General features: G+C 70.9%; 10 protein-coding genes and 1 other RNA gene. 8 read left to right on the forward strand and 3 right to left on the reverse strand.

Features of this window, described 5'->3' with window-relative positions; translation table 11 throughout:
- Positions 1-24: 24 nt before the first annotated feature.
- The 3 genes from ACG2DA_RS17855 to ACG2DA_RS17865 form a co-directional block, all read right to left on the reverse strand.
- Positions 25-1,320, reverse strand: a complete 1,296-nt coding sequence (locus tag ACG2DA_RS17855; RefSeq protein WP_395257311.1) for a hypothetical protein — start codon at positions 1,318-1,320, stop codon at positions 25-27.
- A 125-nt stretch (positions 1,321-1,445) separates the two neighbouring features.
- Positions 1,446-3,011, reverse strand: a complete 1,566-nt coding sequence (locus tag ACG2DA_RS17860) for a hypothetical protein (RefSeq protein WP_395257313.1) — start codon at positions 3,009-3,011, stop codon at positions 1,446-1,448.
- A gap of 416 nt (positions 3,012-3,427) precedes the next feature.
- Entirely contained in the window at positions 3,428-3,967 is a 540-nt protein-coding gene (locus ACG2DA_RS17865; protein WP_395257315.1) for a hypothetical protein, read from the reverse strand.
- Positions 3,968-4,213: 246 nt separating this feature from the next.
- Between ACG2DA_RS17865 and ACG2DA_RS17870 the strand changes: the two genes are divergently transcribed.
- The 8 genes from ACG2DA_RS17870 (at position 4,214) to ACG2DA_RS17905 (ending at position 12,555) form a co-directional block, all read left to right on the forward strand.
- Positions 4,214-5,386 carry an LptF/LptG family permease gene (locus ACG2DA_RS17870; RefSeq protein WP_395257317.1) on the forward strand — a complete coding sequence of 391 codons (1,173 nt, stop codon included), beginning with the start codon at positions 4,214-4,216 and terminating at the stop codon, positions 5,384-5,386.
- A gap of 151 nt (positions 5,387-5,537) precedes the next feature.
- On the forward strand, positions 5,538-6,644 hold the full coding sequence (locus tag ACG2DA_RS17875) for a peptidylprolyl isomerase (RefSeq protein WP_395257319.1): 1,107 nt from the start codon (positions 5,538-5,540) through the stop codon (positions 6,642-6,644).
- Positions 6,645-6,780: 136 nt separating this feature from the next.
- Positions 6,781-7,141, forward strand: a transfer-messenger RNA (tmRNA) gene (gene ssrA, locus ACG2DA_RS17880).
- A 197-nt stretch (positions 7,142-7,338) separates the two neighbouring features.
- Positions 7,339-8,979, forward strand: a complete 1,641-nt coding sequence (locus ACG2DA_RS17885) for a hypothetical protein (RefSeq protein ID WP_395257321.1) — start codon at positions 7,339-7,341, stop codon at positions 8,977-8,979.
- A 155-nt stretch (positions 8,980-9,134) separates the two neighbouring features.
- The gene (locus ACG2DA_RS17890; protein ID WP_395257323.1) at positions 9,135-9,503 is read left to right on the forward strand and encodes a hypothetical protein; all 369 of its coding nucleotides are present in this window, start codon (positions 9,135-9,137) and stop codon (positions 9,501-9,503) included.
- Positions 9,504-9,828: 325 nt separating this feature from the next.
- Entirely contained in the window at positions 9,829-10,113 is a 285-nt protein-coding gene (locus ACG2DA_RS17895) for a hypothetical protein (RefSeq protein WP_395257325.1), read from the forward strand.
- A gap of 321 nt (positions 10,114-10,434) precedes the next feature.
- The gene (locus ACG2DA_RS17900; RefSeq protein WP_395257327.1) at positions 10,435-11,352 is read left to right on the forward strand and encodes a helix-turn-helix domain-containing protein; all 918 of its coding nucleotides are present in this window, start codon (positions 10,435-10,437) and stop codon (positions 11,350-11,352) included.
- Positions 11,353-12,372: 1,020 nt separating this feature from the next.
- The gene (locus ACG2DA_RS17905; protein ID WP_395257329.1) at positions 12,373-12,555 is read left to right on the forward strand and encodes a hypothetical protein; all 183 of its coding nucleotides are present in this window, start codon (positions 12,373-12,375) and stop codon (positions 12,553-12,555) included.
- Positions 12,556-12,789: the final 234 nt, after the last annotated feature.

Genomic DNA, 12,789 nt, shown 5'->3' on the forward strand with positions numbered 1-12,789 from the left:
CCCCCCGCTCGCCTTCGCTCGCCCTCAGTTGCCCGGCGTGGGGCCGCCGAAGCCGCCGCCGCCGGCGTTGAAACCGCCGCCGCCGACGCCGGTGTTCGTGCCGGCAAAGGTGAAGTTGAACACGTCGATCAGGTTCGTGAACTGCGGGGCCAGCGACAGCCGCACGAACCGGCGGTCCGGGCTGACGACCGCGGTGGCGGAACTGGCGACGCCCTCTGAAATGAGTTGCACGTTCGGCCGGTACCCGACGGCCCCGACGCCGCCGCCGAGTTGGTTGTTCACCCCCGGCGCCGGGCCGAAGCCGCGGCCGCCGGCCACGCCGGCGCCCCGGTCGGTCAGGTCGGCCAGTCGCAGGCGGCGGGCCCGCGGGGGCGGGGTCTGTTCGTCGACGCTGGTCAGGCTCACCCGGCGCCCGCCGCGGAGGGTGATCAGGGCGGGCGTGTGCACGGCCTTCAACGGCACGGTGAACTCCTCGCGGCTCTCGGAGGGCGAACCGAAGTGGCGGATCACCTCCACCCGCACCCGCTGACCGACCGGCTCCCCCGTCGTCAGGCCCATGTCCAGCAGGTAGACCCCGCTGAAGGCCGTCGGGGCCCGGTATTCCTCGACGGCGGTCTCCCGGGCGGGGCCGAAGCCGTCCCGCACCAGCACGCCGCCGCCGGCGCTGCGCGGGACGGTCGGCCCGGTGACGGTGCCGGGGGGCTCGGTGACGGTGAGGTCCACGTCGGCGTCGCCGCTCCAACGGACGCGGACGATCAGGTCCGCCCGGTGGGCGTCGTCCAGTTGGGCGTTCGCGGAGGCCAGCGCCGCCTCGTCGCCGCGGCGCCGCAGCTCCCGCAGGGCGGATTCGGCGATCTGCTCCGCCCGCTCCCGGGCCGGTTCCGCCCGGACTCCCCAGGCCGTCCGCAGCACGCCCGCGGCGGCCCAGACGGCGTCCAGCGGGCGCTCCGCGGGGTCCGCCATTTCCAACGCCATGCCGTAGGGCTTGGCGACGTCCGGGGCGTCTTCGGAGGCTTGCTGACACAGCTCGACCGCCCGCCGGTCCAGCCCCAGTTGGTGCATGTAGGTCGCCGCGGCGAGCAGGGCGGCGGGGTCGGCGGCCTCCGGGCTGAACCCGCCGAGCACCGCGTCGGCGACCTCCTTCTCGTCCGCGCCCGTCAGCTTGAGGGTCAGGCCGAGCACCTCGAACATCCACGGCCGGGCCTCGCCGGCGTCAATGCGTTCCCGCAGCAGGCGGATGATCTCCTCGTGCTCCCCCGCCCGGCTGAGCTGCCGGATCTGCCGGGTGAATTTGCGGTCGATCTCCAACCCCTCCGCCATCCCGTCCGGCAGCGCGTCCGGGCCGGCCGGTTCGCCGCCCTGTTCCCCCGCAGACGCAGAACCGCCCGGGCGGGACGGGGTCCCGGCCGGGCGGTCGTTCGAACTGGCGGACGCCTCAGCGTCGGCTAGCGGCTTTTTTTTTCCGCGGCATCGCCGCCGTCGACCCGCAGAGTCTCCGGGGGCAGGCTGAACGCCCCGCCGCCGAAGCCGCCGCCGCCCATCCCCCCCATGCCGCCGCCCATACCGCCCATGCCGCCGCCCATACCGCCCATACCGCCGCCCATGCCGCCCATCATGCCGCCCATACCGCCCATCATGCCGGACATGATCGGGATCACGAGGTCGCCGACCGGATAGACGCGGGTGAACAGTCGCTCGTCGGCGTAGTCCTGCGTGGTGATCTTCATCACCTCGTCCTCGACGATGTACGTCAGCGGGACGTCGTTGACGCTTTCCAGCAGCAGTTTAAGGGCGCTTTTCAGCTTCACGCCCTCCAGCACCGGCGGGTTCTCGATCGCGAGGTCCCGCAGGTCGATCCCCTCCAGGTCCAGTCGGGCGTTGTCCGGGAGGATCGTGATCTGATGGAGGCCAGCGAGGGCGTCCAAGGCCTCGGCGAGGGTGTCGCCCGGCCGCAGCCCGGCGAGGCTGGTCGGCTGGTCGAGGGCAGCGCGGATGCGTTCTTCCGCGGCGCTGTCCGCCTGCAGGCTCACGGCGCTGTAGCGGGCCTTCCGGCGCCGGGAGAGTTCCTCCCAGACCGCCGCGGCCGGGAACCGGACGGGCGGCTCGTCCGGGAAGGGCACGTGGCTCAGTTCGACCTGGTACAGCGTCTCGAGGAACCGGTCGTTGCGGATGCTCCGCAGACGGAACGCCTTGTTGAGCTGCCCGGCCGCCTCGGAGGTGAAGACCGCCGCGGTCGCCGGCATGTTGCCCGGACGCAGGTTGACCGCCGCCCGGGCGAAGTCTTCGGCTTCCTCGTAGGCGAAGTCGTCGCCGTGCACTGCGTCGTCGATGGAGGCCCGCACCTGGTCAATCAGCTGTTCGAGATTCTCCTCCTCGGTCCGCAGGGCCTCGAGGGCCCGGAGGGCGGCGATCTCCTCGGACTCCCGCACCTGACGGAGCAGTTCGTTTTCGTTGGCCTGGATGGACAGGTTGCGGGCCTGCTGGATCTCCGCCTCCAGTTGGCGTTCCAGCTGGGCCCGCACGACCGGGTTGACGTCCTCGGCCGTCTGCACGCTCAGCAGGGCCTGCTTCAGTTCGACGATCGCCAGGTCCGGGTTGCGGCCGGCGTAGAGGCGGGTCTGATCGATCGCGCGGCCGACCGCCGTCGCCAACTGCTCGGTGCGGACGACCTGCCGGTCGAAGGCGCCGACGACGCTCTCCTGAGCGACGTCGCCGTCCCGCTTGATGAGGTCGCGGTCGAGGTCGTCCGGGCTGCTGGGGTCGCCGGAGAACTCGTCCTCGGAGGCCGGATCCCCCACGGTTCCGGTCGCGTTCGGGACGTCCCGTTCCTTGCCGTCGTCGAAGATCTCGTCGGTGACGTCGTCGTCCCGCAGCTCGGCCTGCGTCTCCTGAGCTTCGAGCCGGATCCGTTCCTGCACGTCCGGGACCCCGACCTGAGCCTGGGCGGCGGGCAGGGAGACGGCGGCGGCGGCGATCGCCAGGGGCAACGCCCGGCGAACCAGACGCGGCAAGCCGAGGGCCGAACGGGACGACAGGCCCGGGAGCGGGCGGCGAGAGCGGAGCGACATGGGGGCGTCTCCCGGGGTGAAGGCGTGTGGGGAACAGGTGGATTCGGCGGCTGCCAGTCTACCGGACGGGAGCGCCCGAGCGGGCGACGGAATCCGGCGGCGGGGCGGAAAAGTCTCGCCGGTCCGCCCAGTCGGGCGGGTTGTGCGAACGCTCCAGCCGAAGCGTCGCACGGGGCTCGATTTTCCGAAAACGGCGTCGGCCGATCCGACGCCGAGCCGTTCTCCCTGACTTCGACCGGAACGCTCCGCCGGCCGCATTGAGCCGACGAACGCACGGGTCCGGCCGATTCTGCCGACCGCGCCGCCGTCGTCGTCGTCGGGCGCCACGCCGCCCGCACGCCCTCGCCGCAGGGCGATCCTCAGAGCGTCTCGCCCAGCACCTCGGCCCGCCGCAGGTACATCGCCTGCAGCGTCTTGCGGGGGAGCAACCGCACGAGGCGGTCCTTGTAGGTCAGACGGCCGGTTTCGTCGCGACCCAGTTCGCTCAGCACAGCCTGGGGGGCGAAGCCGGCCTCGAGGGCGGCGTAGGTCTCCGGGTCGACGCCGCGGCCGTTCTCCAGGGAGCCCAGCACGTCGTACCCGCCGGCGAGCGTCACGAAGGCGTTCACCCCGTTGGCGGCCGGCACGTAGCGGCCGGACTGCTCCAGGGCGAGCTGCGCCCGCCGCAACCCCTCGTATCCCTGTTTCATGCGGATGACGATCGCGTCGTCCACCGGTTCCTGCCGGGCCTCGGCGACCGGCAGCAGCGGGCCATCGGACAGACGCCCGGCGACGAACGCCGCGGCGAGGAGCCCCCCGAACGCCAGGGTGCGGAGGCCGAGGGAGCGGACGGGACGCGGGCGGTTCGACACGACGGCGGCGACGGTGAGAGAGCGAAAGGCGTTCGGAACGGTACGCATCGGACCGCCCCGCCCCGCCGCTGGCAACCCGGGACCGCCCGATCGGCGGCCCCGCGGGGCGGAAAGCGGTCGAACGTCCCGGCCGTGCGGGCGGGGGTTGCTGCGCGGGATTGACCCGGCGGCCGCCCCCGACCGACAAAGGAGGATCAACGCGGCGGACCGGTTCTTCGGTCTTCCCGTCACGACCGCCCGCCGGGTCGCTATCATTCCCGCCGTACCCGTTCGCACGCCCCCGGAGACGCCGCCTTGCGACTGATTCAACGGGCGATTCTGTGGGAACTGCTGCGGGTGTTCGGCTTCCTGCTGGCGGTCCTGACCGTGCTGCTGGTGTTCGTGGGCGTGGCCCAGCGGGCGAGCGAGGAAGGTCTGGGGGCGGAGCAGATCGCCCAGATCCTGCCGTACATCGTGCCCTCGCTGATGCCGTTCACGATCCCGGCGACGCTGCTGCTCAGCGTGTGCATCGTGTACGGCCGGATGGGCGGGGATCAGGAGGTGATCGCCGCGAAGGCCGCCGGCGCCCACGTCTTCTCGCTGCTGGCCCCGGCGTTCCTGCTGGCGGTCGTGCTGAGCGTCTCCAGCTTCGTGCTGACCGACCGCGTCATCCCCTGGGCGATGGGGAACATCCAGCGGATCGTCTCCGACGCGATGGAGGACCTGTTCCTCGACTTCCTCCGGACCACCAACCGCTTCAGCGACCCCGAGCGCGGGCTGATGATCACCGCCCGGGACGTGGAGGGGAAAACGCTGATCGGCCCGCAGTTCCGCTACGCCCCCGCCGGCCGCAGCCCGGTCACGGTGACCGCGGAGCGGGCGAACGTGCGGTTCGACCTGGAGGAGAACGTCGTGCGGGTGGAGATGCACCGCGGCCTGCTCCAGTCCAGCGGGAGCGTCAACGGGTACTTCGAGCGGGAGGTGCGGGCCTTCCCGCTCGGCGATTCCGAGGAGGAAACGAAGCCCCGTCACCGCACCACGGCGGACCTGTTCCACCAACTCGAGGTGCTGAAGGAAAACACCGCCGCCCGGGAGCGGCACGCGGCGGCGGTCGCCACGCTGGACCTGACGCTCGGCGAACTGCCGCGGCCGGACCGACTGGCGCCCTCGCCGCCCCCGCCGACGAAAGCGGACATTCCCGAGCACAAGGTGCGCACGGAGATCTACTCCCGGCCGGCGATGGCGGCGAGCTGCCTGTTCTTCGCCCTGATCGGCGGGACGTTCAGCATCAAGCTGGGGCGCAGCAGTTTTCTGACGACCTTCATGATCTGCTTCGTGCCGATCCTGCTGGTGTACTACCCGATCACGCTGGGGATGCTGAACCTGGCCAAGCACGGCGACGCCGACCCCCGCTGGACGGTGTGGGTCGGGAACGCCTTGATCGGCGTGTGGGGCCTGATCACGCTGCGGCAGGTCGCCCGCTTCTGACGGGCCCGCGGACGGCAGGGACTGCCGGCGGGGCGGGCGTTTCCCCGACGCGGCGGGAGGGCATCGGGCCCGCCCCGTTGACGGAGCCGGGGTCGGCGGTCAGCATCGGCTGCGCAATTCCCCGGAACCTCCCGACCGATTTAAGCCGCTCATGCGAATCTCTCTTCCGCCCCGCCCCCGCCGACTGCTGACCGCCGCGTTGTTCGCCGTCTGCGTCGCGGGGCTCACGGCGCCGATGGCGTCCGCCCAAGGCGACCTCGACGCCCAACTCGAAGCGATCCGGGCTCGTGAAAAGGCGCTGGACGAGAAGGTCGTCGAGCTGCAGACGGAGTACCGCACGGCCGACGAGGCGCGGAAGCAGGAGATCGAGGCCGAGGGCGAGCAGCTGTTCGAAGACTTCCAATCGAACGTCGTGAAGCAGCGGGATGCGCTGATGAGCGCCGCGGAGTCCGCCCCGCAGCTCAGCGAGCCGGTCGCCGTCTGGGCCGCCACGAACGCCTTCGGCGAAAACAACTACGCCAAGGCGGAGCAGTTCTCCAAGAAGCTGCTGGCGACCGCCCCCCAGAACCGGATCGGCCTGAACCTGCTGCCGGCCTCGCAGTTCGCCCAGCAGAAGTTCGCCGAGGCGGAGCAGAACTTCGCCAAGGCCGAGGCCGCCGGCGTGCTGCTCCAACAGTTCGCCAGCTTCGCCGAGGCCGCCCCGCAGTACAAAGAGTACTGGGCCCAGGAGCAGGCGACCCGGCAGAAGCAGGCGTCGATGAACCTGCCCCGCGTCGTCTTCAAGACCACCAAGGGCGACATCACCCTCGAACTGTTCGAGGAAGAGGCCCCGAACGCCGTGGCGAACATGATCACCCTCGTGGAGAGCGGGTTCTACGACGGCACGAAGTTCCACCGGGTCATCCCGAACTTCATGGCCCAGGGCGGCGATCCGAACTCCAAGAACGACGACCCCAGCGACGACGGTCGCGGCGGCCCCGGCTACGCGATCGACAGCGAATTCGACAAGCCCGGTGCCCGCAAGCACTTCCGCGGCACGCTCTCCGCCGCCAACAGCGGTCCGGACACCGCCGGCAGCCAGTTCTTCCTGACCCACCTGCCGACCCCGCACCTCAACGGCCGCCACACCGTCTACGGCCGGGTGCTTGAGGGCCAGGAGGTGGTCGACAGCCTCCAGATCGGCGACGTCATTCAGGACGCCGAGGTGATCAACAAGCGGAACCACCCCTACACCGTCGAGAAAAACTCCAACGGCTGAGGCTTCCTGGTAACGCAGCGGCCCCGCGGGGCCTCTGCGGAGGAGACCTCTTGACGGCGCCGAGCGCCGTGCGACAATGGGAACGTGTTCGGAACCGCGTGCGAACGTCGCGGGCGGTTCCGGGTCACGCCGTACCGGGGGCGATCGGATTCGACTGGTCCGTCTCGGGTCGGGGTGGCGTGCCGAGGTTGATCGGTTGGCCTCGTAAAAAGCCGATCACAACGATGACTGCCAAACCGCAGTTCTCCCTCGCGGCCTAGAAACCCTAGACCGCGCCGACTGAAGGGGCCACGTCGGAGGCGCCTGAAAGTCGGTCACAAATCCGACTAGCTTCATCCCAGCGCCCGCTACTGATGAAGCGAACCCCGTGGTGGGCTGGCGTCGACCCGGTTTTGTCCGATGAACCGGCCGGCGTGAGATCAATCAAAGGACTACGCACGTAGAGGCTTCGGCTCAGCGTTCGCAGGACGGGGGTTCAATTCCCCCCGCCTCCACTGACCCGTCCCGGCTTGCCGGGGCGGGTTTTTTCGTATCTGTCTACGACGCAAGGGGTTACAGCCTTTTTCGCGGGCTGGAGAGAGCTGCGTGCGGCCCCTGGACGAGCGGATGGGTGGTACAGTGGGTGGTACAAGGTGGCGTTTTGGGTGGTACAAGGGCACGTTGGAGGCTCCTGTACCACCCAGTACCACCCGCCATGCCGACGCCACCGACGTCCGACCGGGTCACCCGCGCTTCCGGCCTGCCGAGGCGAGACCGGCGCCGCAATCGGTACACGCTCTCCGTGGGCGGCCGGGGCGATCGTCGGCGCTGGCACGTCCCCGGCGACGTGCCGCCGGCCGAGGCGGCCGCGCGGCGGGAACGCATTCGGGCCGTGTACGAGGCCGAGGGACGCTGGACGGACGTGGCAGTTCACCTGGCGGACCAGATCCGGACCACCGGTTCGGCTGATCCGAGGGGGGCCGGCCAAATGGCCGCCGAGGCGGCCCGACGGGCGACCGGGGCCGTGATCAGCGCGAGCTGGGGCCTTCACCTGATCCGCCGTCTCCACCAGGGCGTGCCGATGACCGACGAGGCCGAGGGCGACAGTGACGCCGCCAAGAGCGCCCGGCGGCGTCTCCGTCAGACGGTGATTTCCGGCTACGAGGCCGCTGTCCGTCTGGATGCCCTCGGGGAACCGATTCCCCCTCCCCCCAACGACCTGCCGGACGCCGCCGCCCTGGCCGCGGGGGCGGCCCGCATCGTTCGCACCGGCGCGCCCCCCCGCAGCGTCGAAGGCACGCTGCACGGGGCGTTGACGCGGTATCTGGCGCACGTGCGGGACGAGGCCCCCCGCTCCGCCGACCGCCACGCCAAGATCCGAGCGTTGCTGACCCGGCACGACGACTTGCAGCTGGCCGCCCTCGATCTAGACGCCTGTCGCCGGATCGTGGATTACTGGCGTCGGCGGCCCGAAAACTTGCGGACCGGCGACCGTTACACGGCCAAGCGGGCCCGGCAGATGGTCGCCGAGGCCCTGCGGTTTCTTCGTTGGCTGCACCTGGACGGCGATTCGGCGTGGCGTGAACCGGCGGACCTGCATCGGCTGGACCGCCGCGTCTCGGCGGACACGCCGGACGAGCGAACCGCCGCCGGCACCGGCATGGTCGAAACGTTCAGCGCCGACGATCTGGCCAAGCTCCTGAGGCACGGCGATTGCGCCGACCGGCTGTTGCTCACACTGGCGCTGAACGTATCGGGCGGGGCGGCCGAAGCCGGTCGGGTCGCCTGGGGTCACCTGCACCCGGCGGGTCGGCACCCGTGGGCGGTCCAGGGGTTGGACGTCCCGCCAGCGGAGCATGGCTGGATCGGGTTCGTCCGGGCCAAGTCCGGCGTCATGGGTTGGTGGCCGATGTGGGAGACCACGGCCCGCCTCCTGGCCGAGGCCAGGGCCAGGGCCGGGGCCGAGGACGCCCCGTCGGACCGTCGGGTGCTGCTCACCTCGGCCGGTCGACCGCTTTACCGGGACGGCGGAGGCGGGTACTCGGCCCTGAAAAATGCCCAAGCCGGCGTAGCCAAACGGTGGACCGCGCTGCGGAAGCGGTGCGAAGAAGCCGGAGACCCGGTGCCGAACCTGCCGTTCGGAGCGGTTCGCAAGGCGTTCCCCGGCTGGGCGACGCAGGCGGGGGTGACCGCCGACGCCGTCGAAACCGTGCTCTGCCACGGCAGCCCGCACCCGTCCGGCCCGCTGCTCTACCGACACTACAGCAGTCGACCGTGGCGGGCGGCGTTCGCGGCGGTGCGGGAATACGGCGACTACCTGGAGCGACCGCTGACTGCGGGGTTTCAGCGTTCATAGCTCCTGATGGTGATCGGATGCGCCCCACAGCCTCATACGCCTGACGCCGGGCGAGCGAGGCGTGGCCGACCCCGCGCGGCCGGCGGCGGCGGTGGACCGTGGCGTACCGCGCGGAGCCGGCTCGTGGGCCGTCCGTCCAGGACCGCTGGCGGGCCGTGGCCCTGAATTCCCCGCACCGCCCCGTCACGCTGGAGGCGGTGCCGCCGGGACGGGTCGCCTTGCTGGCGGAGCCGGAGGGCGTCAGCCCACACAGTCGCCACTCGATCGTAGTCGACTGCCTGTTCTGCCCACCGACCGAACGGCCCCGATTGGAGCGGCTGCTGCGGTCCGCGAGGTGTGCGGCGGACGCTTGGCGGTCGACCGGCGAGCCCGGCGACGGACGGTCTGACCTCGGCGACGGCTGCACCGTCGAACTGTGGCGGGGTCTGCTACCGCCGGATATCCAGCGGTACCCCGACGTTGGCGGTCCGGGCGCCGCAGCCATCGCGGACTGGTCGCCGCCGGCGACGAGGGGGCCATGCTGATCGGCGGCCGCGGTCGCCGGGAGCCGCACGTCCTCAGCGACCGCGCCCGGGATCCGGCGAAGTCGCCGCCAACCACCTGCGGGCGCTGCGGGAGATCGACCTTGTGCGCCTCTCACCGACCCACGGCGCGACGGCCACGCCCCGGGCGTCCCGGACGAGAGCGAGTCCGCCAGCGACTCCGTCGATCCGACCGGCCCCGACCGCACCGCGAGGGCGACGGCCACGGGGGGGCGAGGGCAACGGCGACGGCATCCGGCTGATGCCGGTGGGGCTGGACCCGACGTTGGTGGAGCGTTTCCACAAGTCGCCCCCACGGCCGCGGTCTATGGCCGCTAAGGCCCCGCACGACGCCCGACCGGCCGCGGCGGAGTCGGTGCGGCAGTCGGCCCCGGACGTCATCTGGGAGCGCCTGGGGGTCCGCCTCGCCGCCGCCACCCCGACGGAGACAGCCGACCTGCTGATCGCCGCCGGGGCCTTCGCCGGCGATCGTCGCGGCGGTGACCTGCGGTTCGCCCCTCTCCAAGTCGACCGATGGGTGTTCGCCTCGCCGCGATCTTATCTGGCCCGACGGCCGGGCTTTTGGCGGGCGCCGCAGTCCAGGACTGGGTAGATTGGCCGGGAGTGGGTGCGGCAAAACGCGCTCGCAATAACACCGCCGCCCGCTCGGTCAGTCCGCCGCCGTGATCGGTGCGGGCCGCAACGAGGCGGGCGGCAGCGGCCGTCAGTGACGACGGCCGATCGCGGCGCCGGCCCAGGGGCGCCGCTGCCCACTCGGTCGTTGGGGTCCGACGCCTCTGTCGGTCAGCACCCACACGGGCTCGGATCGCCCGGAGTGTATCTCCACCGCGGCCTGTGGGCGCTCCCGCTCCGTCTCTCTCGGCGCCGCCCCCGGCGGCGTTCGCCCTTTTCCCTTCGGAGGCCCCGGTCCGCCGTGCCTGCCCAATACGAAATCGATTACGAAGATCTCGCCGACGAGACTCCCGAGGAGTGGGTCGAACACGCCAGGGAGGGGGACCCGCGAACTGCTCCGCCGCGGGCGCTGCTCCGGGGGCCGGAGGTCCGCGACGCCGCGGGCTACGACCGCGTTCCGCTCGCGGTGGTTCGGGAGTACGGGGAATGCGCGATCACCATGGGGATCTTGCGCCGGCACCTCAACGTGCCGACCAACAAGGCCTACCCCAGCGTCGAGCGGATCGCCGGACTCGCCGGCTACTCTGAGCGGACCGTGCAGCGCCATCTCAAGAGGCTGCAAGAGCCAGGCCCCAGTGAGTTCAACGACGGGCTGATCTACCAGGACGGACGGATGGGGGCGAACGTCTACCGTTTTACGCCGCGGGCGCTGGCGGCCTACGCGATCGGCCCCCGCCCGAGCGGCCGGGGGAAAGACGGGTACGGCGTGCTGCCGCACTGGGCGTCCCGGTTCGATCTCCCGCCGAAACACCGGCTGCTGTACGCCTATCTTCTGAGCAAAGTCTGCGCACTGCTGTCGCAGTGGCGGAAGTGCGTGAACGGGGAGTTGGACGACGCCCACTCCGACCATGAGTGGCTGCGGCTTGCGCCGGCCCTCGACCCGGCGGAAATCAGGAGCCGGCTCGGGTACTCACGCCAGACGGTCAAGGCCGGCATCGAGAACCTGCACCGGCGGCGCTGGATCCTGGTCTTGCCCCGGACGGACGAGCCCCGCTTTTTCGGCGAGTACCAGTTCCTCCTGGGGCCGGAGCCCGATCTGGACGTCCTCCCGCCCGAGTCGCCGGCCCGGCCCCGGGTGCGTCACGTCCGTCGCAGCTCTTTCCTGGACGGGCTTCTCGACGAGGCGGTCCGCCCCCTTCCAGACGGGAAACCCCGCTGAACGCGTCTGCGAAGGCGACACCTATGTCCTGTGTCGTCGAAGATCCGTCGGCTCGTCGGCAAATCATGTCACCCAAACATGATAGTGGAACCTCAAGTCGAACAGGAGGTGAAGGCTCCATCTCGCTGCGCCGTGCGTACGGACATTTAAATCTGTCACCCCTTTCCGCTCTCGCTGAGTCGGGAGCGGCGTCAGGGATTCGCCCTCCGATCGCCGACGGCTGGTGGAACTGAAAGATCCGGAATCTCGGGGTCGGCCTCCGGATCGACGAGGTTCGAGTCGAGGTGTCCGGGCGAGGCTGCTGGCCGTGCAGAGGGCGACGAGGTCGCAGCGGCAGCGCCCGACGCGTCCGTGATCCGATTGCCGTGACTGCGGACGTTCCTCGCCGTCCGAGAGACGGCCGCGAGCGCTGCTCAAACGCGTCGCGTCCGTCAGCCGATCGACGACTTCTCGACGCCCGGCACACCCAAGACTTCGCCCCGCTCGGCCTGCTGCTCGAGAAAGCGGAGTTCCGTGCGGTCACCGTTCCGCCGTCGGCGGAAGCGGGCTACGAGGATTCACGGCTGGCGGCGTGACCGCTCCCGCCGCCCTACCAAGCTCGTGCGTCGCCTCTTCCGGATCCTCGGCCGGCGACGGGGCGCTTCGAACGCCGGTCGGTCACAGGTCGAATCTCGGTTCGGCGCCCCGGGTGAGCGAAGGTGACCCCGCGATCAAAGTTTCTGTGGCGAAGAAGGGCGCTGCGGACCCTATCGCTCCGTCGCTAGGCCAGGAGAAGGATGTCCGAAATCTCGAACAGAGCCGCAGGCCGGCTCCGCCGCTCACCCTATTGTTATCCGGCGACTTTCGGTTTAGCTTGCTGGCCAAGGAAGGATCCTCCGTCGCTCATCAGACCGGCGACGGGCCCCCGGACCCCGGGGCCGCAGTCAGGCGAGCGTCGACAGCGTCCCGTGCCGGCGCCAGCCGTCCCACCTTCGCATCTCGTACCCGACCAGCCACGCCGCCCGTCGCGCGTCCTCCAGATTGGCCGGCAGCGCCCCGGTCCCGCCGGCGACCTCCGCCAGCGTCGAGAGCGGCTTCCCCTCCGGCGGTTGGGAGAGGAAGGACGACCGCCCCTCGCCCCCGCCCTCGCGGACCAGCAGCGTCCGCCGCCTCGTCGGCTTGCCGATTGCCTGCCAAGGCTCCCCGAACCGCAGCGCCGCCTAGTGGAGCGTTGCAGCTGATCCGAATAGATGGATATTCTCCGCGGCGGTTTTCCCACGGAGGATTCTTCATGGCCCCGCCTCATAAGGTCGCGGTCCGGCTCACCGGCGAGCAGCGGGCGGCCCTCGACCGTCTGATCCGCACCGGCACGCACCCCGCCCGCCTGCTGATGCGGGCCCGCATCCTGCTGAAGGCCGACGCCGACGGCCCCGACGCCTTCAGCGACGTGCGGATCGG

It is taken from the genome of Alienimonas sp. DA493 (assembly GCF_043951915.1).
In the GTDB taxonomy this organism is placed as follows: domain Bacteria; phylum Planctomycetota; class Planctomycetia; order Planctomycetales; family Planctomycetaceae; genus Alienimonas.